The organism is Cupriavidus sp. 05N38 (genome assembly GCF_056397345.1).
Window position 1 is genome coordinate 1 of the sequence record NZ_JBFTNF010000035.1, and the last position, 15,374, is coordinate 15,374.

17 protein-coding genes are annotated in these 15,374 nt (G+C 65.6%); 8 read left to right on the top strand and 9 right to left on the bottom strand.

Annotated features, from left to right (window positions below; all coding sequences use genetic code 11):
- Positions 1–1,153 (bottom strand): DNA mismatch repair endonuclease MutL (gene mutL, locus AC1DK4_RS24060; protein ID WP_477131823.1); only part of this gene is annotated, 1,153 nt, incomplete at its 3' end.
- A gap of 159 nt (positions 1,154–1,312) precedes the next feature.
- Here mutL and AC1DK4_RS24065 point away from each other — a divergent pair.
- Positions 1,313–1,939: a VTT domain-containing protein gene (locus tag AC1DK4_RS24065; RefSeq protein WP_441618722.1), complete on the top strand. Its 627-nt coding sequence runs from the start codon at positions 1,313–1,315 to the stop codon at positions 1,937–1,939.
- A 42-nt stretch (positions 1,940–1,981) separates the two neighbouring features.
- On the opposite strand, the gene AC1DK4_RS24070 is transcribed toward AC1DK4_RS24065, so the two are convergent.
- Positions 1,982–2,830: a SirB1 family protein gene (locus tag AC1DK4_RS24070; RefSeq protein ID WP_441618507.1), complete on the bottom strand. Its 849-nt coding sequence runs from the start codon at positions 2,828–2,830 to the stop codon at positions 1,982–1,984.
- A gap of 151 nt (positions 2,831–2,981) precedes the next feature.
- A complete protein-coding gene (gene murJ / locus AC1DK4_RS24075) occupies positions 2,982–4,535 on the bottom strand; it encodes a murein biosynthesis integral membrane protein MurJ (RefSeq protein ID WP_477131824.1) in 1,554 nt (517 codons plus the stop codon).
- A gap of 362 nt (positions 4,536–4,897) precedes the next feature.
- On the opposite strand from murJ, the gene rpsT reads away from it, so the two are divergent.
- Positions 4,898–5,164 (top strand): 30S ribosomal protein S20, encoded by a 267-nt coding sequence (rpsT, locus tag AC1DK4_RS24080; RefSeq protein ID WP_006157537.1) that lies wholly within the window; start codon positions 4,898–4,900, stop codon positions 5,162–5,164.
- 296 nt (positions 5,165–5,460) lie between these two features.
- Here the strand turns inward: rpsT and AC1DK4_RS24085 are convergent, their stop codons facing one another.
- Positions 5,461–5,760 carry a DUF3579 domain-containing protein gene (locus AC1DK4_RS24085; protein WP_441618511.1) on the bottom strand — a complete coding sequence of 100 codons (300 nt, stop codon included), beginning with the start codon at positions 5,758–5,760 and terminating at the stop codon, positions 5,461–5,463.
- 400 nt (positions 5,761–6,160) lie between these two features.
- Between AC1DK4_RS24085 and argF the strand changes: the two genes are divergently transcribed.
- The 3 genes from argF (at position 6,161) to ppnP (ending at position 8,959) form a co-directional block, all read left to right on the top strand.
- On the top strand, positions 6,161–7,084 hold the full coding sequence (gene argF / locus AC1DK4_RS24090; protein ID WP_441618513.1) for an ornithine carbamoyltransferase: 924 nt from the start codon (positions 6,161–6,163) through the stop codon (positions 7,082–7,084).
- A gap of 195 nt (positions 7,085–7,279) precedes the next feature.
- On the top strand, positions 7,280–8,509 hold the full coding sequence (locus tag AC1DK4_RS24095) for an argininosuccinate synthase (protein ID WP_043349357.1): 1,230 nt from the start codon (positions 7,280–7,282) through the stop codon (positions 8,507–8,509).
- A gap of 138 nt (positions 8,510–8,647) precedes the next feature.
- Positions 8,648–8,959, top strand: a complete 312-nt coding sequence (gene ppnP, locus AC1DK4_RS24100; RefSeq protein ID WP_441618515.1) for a pyrimidine/purine nucleoside phosphorylase — start codon at positions 8,648–8,650, stop codon at positions 8,957–8,959.
- Positions 8,960–8,995: 36 nt separating this feature from the next.
- Here ppnP and murB read toward each other — a convergent pair whose 3' ends face one another.
- On the bottom strand, positions 8,996–10,012 hold the full coding sequence (murB, locus tag AC1DK4_RS24105; RefSeq protein WP_441618517.1) for a UDP-N-acetylmuramate dehydrogenase: 1,017 nt from the start codon (positions 10,010–10,012) through the stop codon (positions 8,996–8,998).
- A gap of 156 nt (positions 10,013–10,168) precedes the next feature.
- On the opposite strand from murB, the gene AC1DK4_RS24110 reads away from it, so the two are divergent.
- The gene (locus tag AC1DK4_RS24110) at positions 10,169–10,654 is read left to right on the top strand and encodes a YajQ family cyclic di-GMP-binding protein (protein ID WP_441618519.1); all 486 of its coding nucleotides are present in this window, start codon (positions 10,169–10,171) and stop codon (positions 10,652–10,654) included.
- A gap of 44 nt (positions 10,655–10,698) precedes the next feature.
- Here the strand turns inward: AC1DK4_RS24110 and AC1DK4_RS24115 are convergent, their stop codons facing one another.
- The 3 genes from AC1DK4_RS24115 to AC1DK4_RS24125 all read right to left on the bottom strand — a co-directional run bounded on the left by AC1DK4_RS24115 (position 10,699) and on the right by AC1DK4_RS24125 (position 12,338).
- Positions 10,699–11,148: a DUF192 domain-containing protein gene (locus AC1DK4_RS24115; protein ID WP_441618521.1), complete on the bottom strand. Its 450-nt coding sequence runs from the start codon at positions 11,146–11,148 to the stop codon at positions 10,699–10,701.
- Between the two features lie 207 nt (positions 11,149–11,355).
- The gene (locus AC1DK4_RS24120) at positions 11,356–11,577 is read right to left on the bottom strand and encodes a hypothetical protein (protein ID WP_477131825.1); all 222 of its coding nucleotides are present in this window, start codon (positions 11,575–11,577) and stop codon (positions 11,356–11,358) included.
- A gap of 104 nt (positions 11,578–11,681) precedes the next feature.
- A complete protein-coding gene (locus AC1DK4_RS24125) occupies positions 11,682–12,338 on the bottom strand; it encodes a pseudouridine synthase (RefSeq protein WP_441618525.1) in 657 nt (218 codons plus the stop codon).
- 350 nt (positions 12,339–12,688) lie between these two features.
- Here AC1DK4_RS24125 and icd point away from each other — a divergent pair, with 350 nt between their 5' ends.
- Positions 12,689–13,939 carry an NADP-dependent isocitrate dehydrogenase gene (gene icd / locus AC1DK4_RS24130; RefSeq protein WP_477131826.1) on the top strand — a complete coding sequence of 417 codons (1,251 nt, stop codon included), beginning with the start codon at positions 12,689–12,691 and terminating at the stop codon, positions 13,937–13,939.
- Between the two features lie 168 nt (positions 13,940–14,107).
- Positions 14,108–14,569, top strand: a complete 462-nt coding sequence (locus AC1DK4_RS24135; RefSeq protein WP_441618724.1) for a VOC family protein — start codon at positions 14,108–14,110, stop codon at positions 14,567–14,569.
- A 225-nt stretch (positions 14,570–14,794) separates the two neighbouring features.
- Here AC1DK4_RS24135 and AC1DK4_RS24140 read toward each other — a convergent pair whose 3' ends face one another.
- Positions 14,795–15,001 (bottom strand): cold-shock protein, encoded by a 207-nt coding sequence (locus AC1DK4_RS24140; RefSeq protein WP_441618726.1) that lies wholly within the window; start codon positions 14,999–15,001, stop codon positions 14,795–14,797.
- Between the last annotated feature and the right edge of the window lie 373 nt (positions 15,002–15,374).

Genomic DNA, 15,374 nt, shown 5'->3' on the forward strand with positions numbered 1-15,374 from the left:
ACCCATGCCGACCCATGCCGCCACCCGGCGCGCTGCCTCGTGCCGCGGCGGCGCTGCCGAAGCTGCCGGGGCCGGCGCGCGGCACCATGGCGGGCGCGCCTTCGTCGACCGCGCTGCTATGCAGGCTGTCGCCCTGTTCGCCGGCCTGGCGGGCCAGGCAGCGCTGCACCGCGTGGTAGACGAACTGGTGCACCGCGCGCGATTCGCGGAAGCGCACTTCGATCTTGGACGGGTGCACGTTCACGTCCACCATTTCCGGCGGCAGGTCCATGCACAGCACGTAGGACGGAAAGCGGTCGCCGTGCAGCACGTCCTGGTAGGCGCTGCGCACCGCGTGGTTCAGCAGCTTGTCGCGCACGTAGCGGCCGTTGACGAAGAAGAACTGCTGGTCAGGGCGGCCGCGCGAGGCGGTCGGCAGGCCGGCGAAGCCGTACAGGTGCAGGGTGTCGGCTTCCTCGTCGAGCGGCAGGCGGGCCCGCGCAAAGTCGGCGCCGAGCACCTGCGCCGTGCGCGTGGCCACGTCGCCGCTGTTCCAGTGCTCCATCGGGCGGCCGTTGTGATGGACCGTGATGCTCACGTCCGGGCGCGCCAGCGCGGCGCGCCGGACCATCTCCAGGCAATGCCCGAACTCCGTCTGTTCCGATTTGAGGAACTTTCTGCGCGCCGGCGTGTTGAAGTAAAGGTGCTGCACGTCGACGGTGGTGCCGACGCCCCCGGATGCCGGCTGCACGCTGCCAGTATCGGCGGCGACCTGCGTGGCATGGGCGTCGTCGGCGGTGCGGCTGGTCAGGGTCAGCTCGGAAACCGAGGCGATCGAGGCCAGCGCTTCGCCGCGAAAGCCCAGCGTGAGCACGGACTCCAGCTCGTCGAGCGAGGCGATCTTGCTGGTGGCGTGCCGCATCAGCGCGACCGGCAGTTCGGCGGCGGGGATGCCGCAGCCGTTGTCGGCGATCACGATGCGGCGCACGCCGCCTTCCTCGAGACGGATATTGAGCTGGGTGGCGCCCGCGTCGAGCGCGTTCTCCAGCAGCTCCTTGACCACGGAGGCGGGGCGTTCCACCACCTCGCCGGCAGCGATCTGGCTGATCAGCTGGTCGGGCAGGGGGCGGATGGGGCGGGGCGGCTGGGCGGGGCGTGTGGCTTCGGCAGGCATGGGCGGAATTATACGTGGGCGGCGCGCCCGGCCGGCAGGTCAGCGCGGCGGCTGCGGAAGCGAACGGATCGGGTGACTTTGAAGCCGGTCCGCTCTTGTATGATGTGGGCTKAATCTAGAACGGGGATCGAATTGGATATCGCTTTGCAGTTCATCGACATGTTGCTGCACGTCGACAAATACCTTGGCACCGTCATCCAGAACTATGGCGCGTGGGTCTATGCCATTCTTTTCGCGATCGTCTTCGCGGAAACCGGGCTGGTGGTGCTGCCGTTCCTGCCGGGCGATTCCCTGCTGTTCATCGCCGGCGCCTTCTGCGCCACGGGCGCCATGAACGAGTGGGCCCTGGTGGGCCTGCTGCTGGTGGCGGCCATCGGCGGCAATACCGTCAACTACATGGTGGGAAGCTGGGTGGGGCCGAAGGTGTTCGACGGCCATTGGCGCTTCCTCGACCAGACTGCCCTGCGCAAGACGCACAATTTCTATGAACGGCACGGCGGCAAGACCCTGGTGATGGCCCGCTTCCTGCCGATCGTGCGCACCTTCGCGCCGTTCGTCGCCGGCGTGTCGCAGATGACCTTCGCCAAGTTCCAGCTCTTCAACGTGCTGGGCGCGGCGGCCTGGGTGCTGGGCCTGGTGTTCGCGGGCTATTTCTTCGGCAACCTGCCCTTCATCAAGCAATACCTGAACCTGATCGTGCTGGCAGGCATCGGCGCGGCCGTCGTGCCGCTGGTGCTGGGCGGGCTGTGGAAGCTGGTGCGCGGCGGCAAGCGCCGGCCTTCCTGAGGGTGGCAATGGGCGGGCTGCGCGGCGCGCGGCCCGCCTGGCTCAGTTCACGCTGCGGCTCATCATGCGCAGCGCCGGCATGCGGTCCCGGATCTGGGTCGTGTCGGCCGCATCGGGGCGCGCTATCACATAGGCTTCCAGGTCTTCCAGCGCCGGGCGGAAACACTCCAGGTTGGCATAGGCCAGGCCCCGGTCGCGCACCTCCTCGATCGAGCCCGGCAACAGGATCACCAGGCGGTTCTGCACCGCCAGCAGGCGCTGCCAGCGCGACTCCTGCAGATAGATCGACTTGAGGTTGCGCAGCACGCGCGCCACGATCTCGCGGTGGCTGGCCACCTGCAGGAACAGGCCCAGCGGCACTTCGTTGGGATCGGCGATGCCCTCGCGTTCGAGATGCGGGTCCAGCATCTCCTGCAATTGCTCCTTCGACAGCGTCTCGCCCGTGAGCGGGTCCACCACCACCTCGCCCGCCGGGATCGACATCCGCACCAGGAAATGATTGGGGAAGGACACGCCCTTGAGTGGCAGGCCGATATGCTGCCCCAGCTCCATATAGAGCACCGCCAGCGAGATGGGGATGCCGCGGCGCTGCTTGAGCACCACGTTCAGGTAGGAGTTGTCGGGGTCGTAGTAATCGTTCGCGTTGGCGCCGAAGCCCAGGTCGCGGTAGAAGAAATGATTGAGCAGGCGCAGGCGCTGGATGGCCGGCGTGCCCTCCGCGACGCGGCGCTTGAGCCGTGCCGCGAGCACGTCCAGGGCGGCCAGCTCGGCCTGCAGGTCCAGGTCCGGATAGGCATCCTGGGCGAGCGAGAGCACGGCCTCGGTCAGTGGGATACCGTGCTCGTCTGCCACGAGGCTGGCGAAGTAATCCAGGACTTTCGTGGTTGTCATTGCGGCTTTCCTGAATACGGCGTGTTGGCCATGCCTGCCGGCACGACCTCGACTGCCTTGACCCTGTACCGCGCGCTGTCTCCCGGTTCTGTGCGGCGCGTACGCACGCATACGGCGCCGCTGCATCCGGCCGATAGACAGGCGGGGCTTCCTAGCCGGCTCTCCGCTTGAATGCGGAGTATCTCAGCCCCATGAGCCACAGTGTACCGAAGTAGACGACCGCTGCAAGTACCAGGCAGGAAGCGAGCAGCGCGATGCGCAACAGCGGCGTGGCACCCAGGGCCACCCAGTCGAAGGTACGCGCGAACCACAGCAGCATGCCGGCCAGCAACAGGACCGCAGTCAGCAGCTGGGCCAGGAACAGCAGCCAGCCCTTGGCCGGCGTGTAGAAACCGCGTTTGCGCAGGCCCAGGAACAGCAGCAGCGCGTTGACCGTGGCGCCGAAGCTGATCGACAGCGCCAGCCCGGCATGGCCGAAGCGCGGCACGAACACATAGTTGGACAGCTGCGTGATCACCAGCACCAGCAAGGCGATCTTGACCGGCGTGCGGATATCCTGGCGCGCGTAGAAGCCCGGCGCCAGGATCTTGATCAGGATCAGTCCGAGCAGGCCCGTGCCGTAGGAAACCAGCGCCTGGCGCGTCATTTCCACCGCGTGGGCGTCGAACTTGCCGTAGTTGAACAGCACCGCGGTCAGCGGCGCGCCGAACACGAACAGCCCCACCGCGCACGGCACGGCCAGCAGGAAGGTCAGGCGCAGGCCCCAGTCGAGCAGGCCGGAGTATTCGGCGCGGTTGTCGTCTGCGCTGGCCTTGGACAGRCTGGGCAGCAGGATGGTCCCCAGCGCCACGCCCAGCAGCGCGGTGGGAAACTCCATCAGGCGGTCGGCGTAGGTCAGGTAGGACACGCTGCCCGCGGCCAGGCGCGAGGCGATATTGGTATTGATGATCAGGCTGATCTGCGCCACCGAGACCGCCAGCAGCGCCGGTGCCATCTGCCGCATGACGCGGCGCACGCCGGGGTCCGACCAGGCCGCGCGCAGGTCGAAGGTCAGGCGCGGCATGACGCCGAGCCGCCGCAGCGCGGGGACCTGCACCGCCAGCTGCAGGATGCCGCCCACCAGCACGCCCCACGCCTGCGCGTAGATCGGCTGCGCCATGTGCGGCCCGACGAACAGCGCGGCCACGATCAGGCACAGGTTGAGCAGCACCGGCGTGAAGGCCGGCATGGCAAAGCGGCGCCAGGTATTGAGGATGCCCGAGGCCAGCGCCACCAGCGAGATCAGGCCGATGTACGGGAACATCACCCGGGTCATGAAGACCGCCGCGTCGTAGGTCTCGCCGCCTTGCCGGTGGAAGCCGGTAGCGACCACCAGCATCACCAGCGGCGCGCCGATCACGCCGAGCAGCGACACGCCCATCAGCACCCAGGTCATCACCGTGGCGACTGCGTCGATCAGGGCGCGGGTCTCGCCTTCGCCGCGCTTGCTGTGATATTCGCCCAGGATCGGCACGAAGGCCYGCGAGAACGCGCCTTCGCCGAAAATGCGCCGCAGCAGGTTGGGGATGCGGAACGCCACATTGAAGGCGTCGGTCATGTCCGAGGCACCGAAGGCCCGGGCGATCAGGATCTCGCGCACGAGGCCGGTGATGCGCGACAGCATCGTCAGGCTGCTGATGGTGGCGAGCGCTTTGAGCAGGTTCAAGATGGGTCGGCGGCAAGGGGAGAGGCGGCGGTGGCATGCTGCGTGCCACCGGGCGGACCGGCTTGAGACGCCGGGCGCGCGCCAAAGTTGCATCGGGGCCACGCGGGGCGGGGCCGGTGTGGCGCGTATTATACGGTTTGGCCCGGCGGCTCCCCGTCCGCGGCCGTTTGCGTCACCCCGCCAGTGTTCGGACGTGGTCCGGCTTGCCAGCTGCTTTTTCTTCTGTGTATAATTGCCGATTCACAAGGATAGTTGCGTTCCGGATTCGTGTGCCAGTGCATCCCGGGTCGCTTGATGTGCACTTAATTGTGTCTGCGGTTTTGTCCGTGGGGCACGCATCTGAATTCAGGATATCTACTTAAATGGCAAATTCCGCACAAGCCCGTAAGCGCGCTCGCCAGGCCGTCGCCCAAAACGCTCACAACTCCAGCCTGCGCTCGCGTCTGCGCACCGCCGTGAAGGCCGTCCGCAAGGCGATCGAAGCTGGCGACAAGGCCGCCGCCGCCGAGATCTTCAAGAACTCGCAATCGATCATCGACGCCATCGCCGACAAGAAGATCGTGCACAAGAACAAGGCTGCACGCCACAAGTCGCGCCTGTCGTCGGCCATCAAGTCGATGGCTGCCTGATAGCAGCCGCTGCGCCCGGCGCATGCCAGGCGCCTTCCGGCACCACGCCGGCCATCGTGTTCCATACCGGCCTTCTGGTGGGTACGTAGCGCGGCGGTCCGGTGGCAAGCCGGGAGCGCGAATCGCATTGCGCGATTCCGCACGATAAAAAAGCTCGTCATTCGACGAGCTTTTTTATTTTCCGCTTCTCTTTGCCGTTGCCGCGCCTTTCCTTGTCGCTTCGCTATCCCTTCGCCGGGCGCATCGCCGTTCACGCCGGTGCCGCCGCTGCGGGGCGACCGGCCGGCCCCGCCCGCTTACTCGAGCGAGCAGGCCTCGACCAGTTGCAGGTCGTTGTCGCGCGCGAAGTTGAGCACGAAGTCTAGCGCCTTGGGTTCGATGTCGCGCAGGCGCGCGTCCACCACCACGGTCTTCACGTTGCTGGTCATCACGGGCCGCACGTAAGGGGAGTAGGTGAGGCGTGGATCCCCGGTGTCCCCTTCGGGGCGGAATTGCGCCATCACGCCACACAGCCGTTCAGCCCAGTCGCTTGGACGGAAGGTCTTGCCTTCCTTGGTAATGCCTTGGATGAAATATTCGCGAACGATGGGCTTCATTGGACTGCGGGGATAAGACGGGTGACTCGACGGTAAACCCGCCAGACTTGACCAGACGGAAGCCCTTTTGACGCGGCCAGGAAACGTTTGGTTCGTTTCTTTTCCGGCCAGGGGCAGCGGGGGCGTCGGTGTCGGCGGGGGCACTTTTGATGCCGGCAGCGGGCGGGGGCATGGGTATGCCTGGCCCCGCGTGAATCAGCCAGTATTATATCTTATATAAGACTGGCGCATAAGCTCCGGCGCCGGTCCTCCGCGCGCCGCAGGCTCGCCAAAGCAGAAATAATCCCTTATGATTCTTACAGTTAAATTGCGCAAGCGACGCGAAAGGCGGCTCCGCGGCATGCTCGGGTCATGAATCCTTCATGACGGTGTGCCCCAACCGAGCCGCCTTCTTTGTTTTATGAGCCCAACTTCGATCAAGCATTACCTCCAGTTCAGCGACCTGACTCCCGACGAGTATGAGTACCTGCTGGACCGCGCGCGGATTCTGAAGGCCAAGTTCAAGAATTACGAGACATGGCACCCGTTGCACGACCGCACGCTGTCCATGATCTTCGAGAAGAATTCGACGCGCACGCGCCTGTCGTTCGAGGCCGGCATCCACCAGTTGGGTGGCCATGCGGTCTTCCTGAACACCCGCGATTCCCAGCTCGGGCGCGGCGAGCCGATCGAGGATGCGGCGCAGGTGATCTCGCGCATGGTCGACATCATCATGATCCGCACCTTCGGCCAGGAGATCATCGAGCGTTTCGCCGCGCATTCGCGCGTGCCGGTGATCAACGGCCTGACCAACGAATACCATCCCTGCCAGGTGCTGGCGGATGTGTTCACCTATATAGAGCAGCGCGGCAGTATCCGCGGCAAGATCGTGGCCTGGATCGGCGACGCCAACAACATGGCCTACACCTGGATCCAGGCGGCCGAGCGGCTTGGCTTCACCTTCCATTTCTCGGCGCCGCCGGGCTACCAGCTCGACCCGGCCATGGTGCCGCCTTCGGCCGCGCACCTGGTCAAGGTATTTGCCGATCCGCTGGCCGCCTGCCAGGGCGCGGACCTGGTCACCACCGACGTGTGGACCAGCATGGGCTTCGAGGCCGAGAACGACGTGCGCAAGCGCGCCTTCCAGGACTGGATGGTGACCACGGCCATGATGGACCGCGCCGGCCCCGACGCGCTGTTCATGCACTGCCTGCCCGCCCACCGCGGCGAGGAAGTCGAAGCGGCGGTGATCGACGGGCCCAAGAGCGTGGTGTGGGAAGAGGCCGAGAACCGCCTGCACGTGCAGAAGGCCCTGATGGAATACCTGCTCTGCGGCCGTTACTGAGCAGGGCCGGCCGGAGGCGCCGTGCGCAGCGCATGGCGCACATCGGTCACGCCGGGGCGGCGACCCCGCGCCGCCTGAGGGCCGCAAGTGCCGCCCAAGCCCGGGCGGACGTGTCAAAATAGCGGTTTTCCGCATCAATCTCTCGCGTGTCCGGCAACCATGCCGGCCGCGCTTACTTTGCGCATCGAGTCGAACATGAGCGATATCAAGAAAGTCGTGCTTGCCTACTCCGGCGGGCTGGACACTTCGGTGATCCTGAAGTGGCTGCAAGACACCTATCAATGCGAGGTCGTGACCTTCACCGCCGACATCGGCCAGGGCGAGGAACTCGAACCTGCCCGCCAGAAGGCGCTCAAGTTCGGCATCAAGCCGGAAAACATTTTCATCGACGACCTGCGTGAAGAGTTCGTGCGCGACTTCGTCTTCCCGATGTTCCGCGCCAACGCGGTCTACGAAGGCGAATACCTGCTGGGCACCTCGATCGCGCGTCCGCTGATCGCCAAGCGCCAGATCGAGATCCTGCGCAGCACCGGCGCGGATGCCGTGTCGCACGGCGCCACCGGCAAGGGCAACGACCAGGTCCGCTTCGAACTGGGCTATTACGGCCTCGAGCCGGGCGTGAAGGTCATCGCCCCGTGGCGCGAATGGGACCTGCTGTCGCGCGAAAAGCTGCTGGCCTACGCTGAAAAGGCCGGCATCGACATCGACATGAAGCACAAGAAGGGCGGCGCGCCGTACTCGATGGACGCCAACCTGCTGCATATCTCCTTCGAAGGCCGCCACCTGGAAGATCCCAAGGCCGAGGCCGAGGAAGACATGTGGCGCTGGACCGTGTCGCCGGAGAACGCACCGGACGCGGCCGAATACCTGGACGTCGAGTTTGAGGGCGGCGACATCGTCGGCCTGAACGGCAAGCGCATGACCCCGGCCGAAGTGCTGACCGAGCTGAACCGCCTGGGCGGCAAGCACGGCATCGGCCGCCTGGACCTGGTGGAAAACCGCTACGTCGGCATGAAGAGCCGCGGCTGCTACGAAACCCCCGGCGGCACCATCATCCTGAAGGCCCACCGCGCCATCGAGTCGATCACGCTCGACCGCGAAGTCGCGCACCTGAAGGACGACCTGATGCCGCGCTACGCCAGCCTGATCTACAACGGCTACTGGTGGAGCCCGGAGCGCCGCGCGCTGCAGGTCCTGATCGACCATACCCAGGCCAAGGTCAACGGCTGGGTTCGCGTGAAGCTGTACAAGGGCAACGTGATCGTGGTCGCGCGCGATTCGAAGGACACGCTGTTCGACAAGACCATCGCGACCTTCGACGACGACGGCGGCGCCTACAACCAGGCCGACGCCGGCGGCTTCATCAAGCTCAATGCGCTGCGCATGCGCATCGCYGARAACGCMCGYCGCCAGCGYGGCGARTAAGGCGAGTTGATCCCGCCCCGGCACGGTCCGGGCGTGGCAGCAAGGAAGAGGGGCCGTCACGGCCCCTTTTTTGCGCCGCGCCCGCGTCGCCGTGCCGCCCATCCAGACACCCAGAACCCGCATCAAAGGAGAAAAAGCATGAGCCAGTTCGACAACGTTTCCGTCGTCAAGAAAGCCAACCTCTACTTCGACGGCAAGTGCGTCAGCCACACCGTGCTGTTCCCGGATGGCACCCGCAAGACGCTGGGCGTGATCTTCCCCGCCACGCTGACCTTCGGCACGGGCGCGCCGGAAATCATGGAAATCAACGCGGGCAGCTGCCGCGTGCGCCTGGCGGGCGAGGAGCAATGGAACACGTACGGCGCAGGCCAGCAGTTCAATGTGCCGGGCAACAGCAGCTTCGACATCGACGTGCAGGAAACCCTGGACTACGTCTGCCACTTCGCCTGAAGAACGGCAGCGCAGCCGGGCCCGGCTGCGCCGCTCTTACAGGACGACCGGCTCGGGCTCGATGCGCACGCCAAAGCGCGCCGCCACGGTATCGGCGATGCGGCTTGCCAGCGCCAGCAGTTCCTGCCCGCTGCCGCCGCCGTGGTGCACCAGCACCAGGGCCTGTTTGCCGTAGACGCCGACCGCGCCGTCGCTCAGGCCCTTGAACCCGCACTGGTCGATCAGCCAGCCGGCTGCCAGCTTGTAGCTGCCGTCCGGCTGGGCATGGCTGACCAGGCCGGGGTGCTGCGCCAGCAGCGCATCGCGTTGCCCGGCGCCGACCACCGGATTCTTGAAGAAGCTGCCCGCGTTGCCGATTTCGGCCGGGTCGGGCAGCTTGCGCGAGCGGATGGCGATGACGGCATCGCGGATGCGGCTGGCCGTGGCCGGCGCGGCCGGATCCTGCGCGACTTCCCGCGCGAGCTCCGCGTAGCCGAGCACCGGCTGCCACGGTCGCGGCAGGCGCAGCGTGACGGCGGTGATGATGTAGCGGTCGCGGCCCTCGCCCTTGAACAGGCTGTCGCGATAGGCGAAACGGCACTGGTCCAGCGTCAGGTCGACGAATTCGCCGGCGCGGCGGTCCCATGCGCGCAGGCGCTCGAAGCGCTCGCGCAGTTCCACGCCGTAGGCGCCGATGTTCTGGATCGGCGCGGCGCCCGCCGTGCCGGGAATCAGCGCCAGGTTTTCCAGGCCGGGCATGCCGTCGGCGACCGTGCGGCAGACCAGCGCGTGCCAGTTCTCGCCGGCGCCGGCGGTCACCAGGAAGGTATCGTCGGCCGCGCTCACGGTGTAGCCGGGGATTTCCATCAGCAGGACCAGGGCATCCAGGTCCTGCGTCAGCACCACATTGCTGCCGCCGCCCAGCACCACCAGCGGCAAGCCATGCGCGCGGGGATCCGCCAGCGCATGCAGCAGGTCGGCTTCGCTGCGCACATGGACGGCGAAGCGCGCGCGCACGTCGAATCCGAATGTATTGTGGCGGCGCAGGGGATAAAATTCGTGGAAATCTGCCATGCAAGGGAAAGGTGAAGCGGCGGCCGCGCGGCGGCGCCGGACTGCAGGGTAGGCTGGATTATACGTAAGCGCCGCCATCGGCCTGCCGCTGCGGGCGAACGGCGCTACACCGCAACATCAGCAACATCAGCAACACGCAAGACAAAGGAGAATGCAATGCCGTCGTTTGACGTAGTGTGCGAAGCGAATATGGTCGAGGTGAAGAACTCGGTCGAACAGGCCAACAAGGAGATCACCACCCGTTTCGACTTCAAGGGATCGGACGCCCGGGTCGAGCACAAGGAAAACGAGCTGACCGCCTTCGCCGATGACGATTTCAAGCTCGGCCAGGTCAAGGACGTGCTCATCAGCAAGATGGCCAAGCGCAATGTGGACGTGCGCTTCCTCGACTACGGCAAGACCGACAAGATCAGTGGCGACAAGGTCAAGCAGGTCATCACCATCAAGAAGGGCGTCACCGGCGACCTGGCCAAGAAGATCGTGCGGATGATCAAGGACAGCAAGATCAAGGTGCAGGCCAGCATCCAGGGCGATGCGGTGCGCGTGTCCGGCACCAAGCGCGACGACCTGCAGAGCGTGATCGCCCTGCTGCGCAAGGACGTTCCCGAGGCGCCGCTGGACTTCAACAACTTCCGCGACTGATCTCGTCGCAGGGCGCGGCGGCCGGACCGCCGCGCCCTGCGCCTTCAGCGCGGCTGCGGCAGGCCGCCGATCTTCGCGCCGGCCTTCAGGCCCTTCTGCGCAAACCATCCCTTGTTCATTTCCAGCGCATAGCGCACGGCTGCGCGCGGGCAATGGTTGTCTTCCGTCTGCGGCGCCATGTCCTCGATATTGACGATGGCGCCATCATCGGCGAGGAAGGCGATCGACAGCGGCAGGTCGGTGTTCTTCATCCAGAAGCAATGCCCTGCCTTCTCCTCGAAGACAAAGAGCATGCCCTCGTTGGCGGGCATGGTCTTGCGGTACATCAGCCCGAGTTCGCGGGATTCCGGCGTGGCGGCAATCTCCGCCTTGATCGCGTACATGCCTGCGGTGAGCTGCCTGACCGGCAGGCTGGCCTGCGCCTGGGCAAACGCGGAAGTCAGGGCGGCAACGGCGCAGCCGCCGGCGAGAAGTAACGGGAGGACAGGGCGCATGAAAGGGAGGCGGCGTATGACGGGTTCAGGACAGCCGCCAGCATAACGCAGCTGCGAGGCGGGCGGCTGGCTCGCATATTTCGCCGCGTTGCACGGGCGTGCCACGCGCGCGGCACGCCGGGGCGGACAACAAAAAAGGCAGGCACCCGACGGGCAGCCTGCCTCTCTCATGCCGGACCCAAAGGACCCGGCGTGCCAGCAATGCGCTTACTGGGGAGCAGCGTCGGTCTTGGCAGCCGGAGCAGCCTTGGTCTTGTTGTGAGCGTGCTTCTTGTGGGTCTTCTTGGTGCTCTTGGTCGCGGGCTTTGCGGCCGGAGCTTCAGCTGCCGGTGCTGCGGCAGCCGGTGCTGCCGGTGCGGGAGCGGCGGCTTGGGCGAAAGCGCCGGTGGCGAACAGGCCGGCAACCAGAGCAGCGATCAGTTTGTTCATGCTATCTACCTTGGAAGGTTGAATTCGATTCGAAAGAGTGACTCGTATGCGACGCGTCAGTGTCAAAAACGAAACCGAGTGGTGAGTCGTTGACCTTCTCTCTGTTAATTTTTGTAACTTCCTGGGCGGGGGCGCGCGGGGCGCCGTCCCTGAGGGGCGGCGGACCCGCCTGGTGCGCCTGCGCGTGGCGAGCCCGGGGTGTCGAGGCCAAGGTCCGCGGGCGCGATTTCGCGCCATTGTCCCGGCGCCAGCCCGAGCGTGCGCAGGTCGAGCGCGCCGATCTTCAGCCGCACCAGCCGCAGGGTGGGAAAGCCCACCGCCGCCGTCATGCGCCGCACCTGCCGGTTTTTCCCTTCGCGGATCTCCAGCTCCAGCCACTGCGTCGGGATGGCGGCGCGAAACCGCACCGGCGGATTGCGCGGCCACAGGAAGACGGGCTCCTCGATGCAGCGCGCCCGTGCCGGCAGCGTGCGGAAATCGCCAAGATCGACGCCCTCGCGCAGGCGCGCGAGCGCTTGGTCTTGCGGAATGTTCTCCACCTGGGCCAGGTAGGTCTTCGGCAACTTATGGTGTGGATCCGCGATACGCGCCTGCAGGGCGCCATCATCGGTCAGTAGCAGCAGGCCCTCGCTGTCGGCGTCGAGCCGGCCCGCCGGATACACGCCGGGCAGCGCCACGCAGTCGGCCAGCGTCGGCCGCGTGGGGTGGGCGGAAAACTGGCTCATGGTGCCGAAGGGCTTGTTCAGGGCAATCAGGGTCATGCGGATACGAGGAAACGGTGCAGGCCGGGCGCCCGCCGGCGCCAGTATGCCGCAGCCGGGCGCCCGGTTGCGGGGCGGTGGCAGGATTCGGGGGTGCCGCGGAGATGGCGGATCATGAAATTTTGCTGCATAATACAAAACGGTCTTATGTCTTATATAAGACCAAATTTTGCACATAGGGATAGAGGATTTGCGCGCACCGGGGTGCGCGCGGACGCTCCGTCGTGATGCGACGCAGCATCGTGGCCATGCCGTTCCCCGTTAAAATGCCCCCGCGCGTCACCCACATCTCGCCGTCCGGTCACGGGCCTGGCGGCAGTTTCAATCCCCCGTTCCGCACTGGAGACGTCATGTATCAACACATCAAGGTTCCGGCCGGCGAAAAGATCACGGTCAACCAGGATTTTTCGCTGAATGTTCCGGACAATCCGATCATTCCCTTTATCGAGGGTGACGGGACGGGCCTGGACATCACCCCGGTGATGATCAAGGTGGTTGACGCTGCCGTGGCCAAGGCCTACGCAGGCAAGCGCAAGATTTCCTGGATGGAGATCTACGCCGGCGAGAAGTCCACCAAGGTGTACGGTCCCGATGTCTGGCTGCCGGAAGAAACCCTCGCGGCCCTGAAGGAATACGTGGTGTCGATCAAGGGCCCGCTGACAACGCCGGTCGGCGGCGGCATCCGTTCGCTGAACGTAGCGCTGCGCCAGCAACTGGACCTGTACGTCTGTCTGCGCCCGGTCGCCTATTTCAAGGGCGTGCCTTCGCCGGTGCGCGAGCCGCAGAAGATCGACATGGTCATCTTCCGCGAGAACTCGGAAGACATCTACGCCGGCATCGAATGGGAAGCCGAAAGCGACCAGGCCAAGAAGCTGATCGCCTTCCTGCAGRAYGAAMTGGGCGTCAAGAAGATCCGYTTCCCSRACACCTCSGGSATCGGCGTCAAGCCGGTTTCCCGCCAGGGCACCCAGCGCCTGGTGCGCAAGGCGATCCAGTACGCGATCGACAACGACAAGCCGTCGGTGACCATCGTGCACAAGGGCAACATCATGAAGTTCACCGAAGGTGGCTTCCGTGACTGGGCCTACGAACTGGCGCAGAAGGAGTTCGGTGCGGAACTGATCGACGGCGGCCCGTGGTGCAAGTTCAAGAACCCGAAGACCGGCCGCGAGATCGTGATCAAGGACGCCATTGCCGACGCCTTCCTGCAGCAGATCCTGCTGCGCCCGGCCGAGTACTCGGTGATCGCCACGCTGAACCTGAACGGCGACTACATCTCCGACGCGCTGGCCGCGCAGGTCGGCGGCATCGGCATTGCCCCCGGCGCCAATCTGTCGGACTCCGTGGCCATGTTCGAAGCGACCCACGGCACCGCGCCGAAGTATGCCGGCAAGGACTACGTGAACCCGGGTTCCGAAATCCTTTCCGCCGAAATGATGCTGCGCCACATGGGCTGGACCGAAGCTGCCGACCTGATCATCGCGTCGATGGAGAAATCGATCCTGTCGAAAAAGGTCACTTATGACTTCGCCCGCCTGCTGGAAGGCGCGACCCAGGTGTCGTGCTCGGGCTTTGGCCAGGTCTTGATCGACAATATGTAAGCGGCTGCCGGCCTCCGCGCCGCCCAGGCGCCGCCGCACACCGACCAACCCCGGTCCCGCGCAAGCAGGCCCGGGGTTTTTTCATGAGGCCGCGCCGGGCCGCCTTGCAATCGGGCAGGGCGTTACCTAGCTTGTTCAGTGTCGAGGGAAACTGCCCGGGGAGGCATGATGGAAGATCCGTTCCGGCGCGCGGCCTTCGGCTCCGCGCTCTATTACCGCGACCCGCTCGCGGCCCTGGACTGGCTGGAAAAGGCGTTCGGCTTCGAGCGCGCCATGGTCATCACCGACCGCGAAGGCAAGCTGGTCCATTCCGAGATGCGCTTCGGCGGCGGCTATATCATGATCGGCAGCGCCTGGACGGATTACACCGCCAGTCCCGCCGCGGCAGGCGGCATGAACACGCAGTCGGTCCATGTTCACTTGCTGGAGGGGATCGATGCCCACTGCGAGCGGGCGCGGGCCGCCGGCGCGGAAATCGTCAGGGAACCGGCAGACCAGTTCTACGGCGACCGGGTCTATGGCGCGCGGGATCCCGAAGGCCATGTCTGGACCTTTGGCCAGACCGTGCGCGCGGTCACGCGGGAGGCGGCCGAGCAGGCCAGCGGGCTGCACATCGAGGGCTGGGTGTAGCGCGGCGCATGGCAAACAAAAAGCCCGGCATTGACCTGACCGGGCTTTTTGACGGATGCGTTGCGTACTGCTGTTCAGCCTGCTTTTCCGTCCATGGCGCGCTGGCTGTCTAGGCCAGGCGATGTCCGGGGGGCGCGGACCGATCCCGTTCCGGGGAGAGCTTCCCCCGCATCCTTTCGTGGCCGCCTCGCGCTCTGTCGGCGGGTGCGGCCGCGCACAGAGGCCTCAGGCGCCGTCCTGGATATTGGTGGCTTGTTTGCCCTTGGGCCCCTGGATGACTTCGAAGGACACGCGCTGACCCTCTTTCAGGGTCTTGAAGCCACTCATCTGGATGGCCGAAAAGTGCGCAAACAGTTCCTCTTCGCCGTCGTCCGGCTTGATGAACCCAAAGCCCTTGGCGTCATTGAACCATTTGACGATACCGCTTGCCATAAACTCCCCCAACAGAAAAAGCAGGATACGAGCGGGGGAAAGCGCCGCGGCCAGCCGGGCACCCGGCATGCGGCCTCGCGCTCGGACCGGTCAGACCGGGCCGGGCACGATGGCACGACTTGCGGGTACCGCGTGGCGGCCAGTTTCTGTATCTGACTCGCCGCCGCCGGATTCGTGGGCCTCCCTGCTCACGGATCACCCAGGTCCGGCTTGTTGCTTTGGCTCGCGTAACCAGACGTGAATGTGCGAACGATTCTTCTGTCAAACCTGACCCCTGTCAAGTTGGCAGATTCCCCACTCCCCGTAGGGTGTGGCGGGAAAGGAACGGCGGTCGGTGGTATTTTGGAGGGGACTGGAGCCCGGCAGCGCCGCG

Coding starts and splice junctions, on each gene's coding strand:
- ppnP (WP_441618515.1), top strand. CDS start 8,648: ATGAGCCAGTTCGACAACGTTTCCGTCGTCAAGAAAGCCAACCTCTAC.
- AC1DK4_RS24120 (WP_477131825.1), bottom strand. CDS start 11,577: ATGAACAAACTGATCGCTGCTCTGGTTGCCGGCCTGTTCGCCACCGGC.
- AC1DK4_RS24140 (WP_441618726.1), bottom strand. CDS start 15,001: ATGGCAAGCGGTATCGTCAAATGGTTCAATGACGCCAAGGGCTTTGGG.
- AC1DK4_RS24070 (WP_441618507.1), bottom strand. CDS start 2,830: ATGACAACCACGAAAGTCCTGGATTACTTCGCCAGCCTCGTGGCAGAC.
- AC1DK4_RS24065 (WP_441618722.1), top strand. CDS start 1,313: ATGTTGCTGCACGTCGACAAATACCTTGGCACCGTCATCCAGAACTAT.
- rpsT (WP_006157537.1), top strand. CDS start 4,898: ATGGCAAATTCCGCACAAGCCCGTAAGCGCGCTCGCCAGGCCGTCGCC.
- murB (WP_441618517.1), bottom strand. CDS start 10,012: ATGGCAGATTTCCACGAATTTTATCCCCTGCGCCGCCACAATACATTC.
- AC1DK4_RS24125 (WP_441618525.1), bottom strand. CDS start 12,338: ATGACCCTGATTGCCCTGAACAAGCCCTTCGGCACCATGAGCCAGTTT.
- AC1DK4_RS24135 (WP_441618724.1), top strand. CDS start 14,108: ATGGAAGATCCGTTCCGGCGCGCGGCCTTCGGCTCCGCGCTCTATTAC.
- AC1DK4_RS24115 (WP_441618521.1), bottom strand. CDS start 11,148: ATGCGCCCTGTCCTCCCGTTACTTCTCGCCGGCGGCTGCGCCGTTGCC.
- AC1DK4_RS24110 (WP_441618519.1), top strand. CDS start 10,169: ATGCCGTCGTTTGACGTAGTGTGCGAAGCGAATATGGTCGAGGTGAAG.
- AC1DK4_RS24085 (WP_441618511.1), bottom strand. CDS start 5,760: ATGAAGCCCATCGTTCGCGAATATTTCATCCAAGGCATTACCAAGGAA.
- argF (WP_441618513.1), top strand. CDS start 6,161: ATGAGCCCAACTTCGATCAAGCATTACCTCCAGTTCAGCGACCTGACT.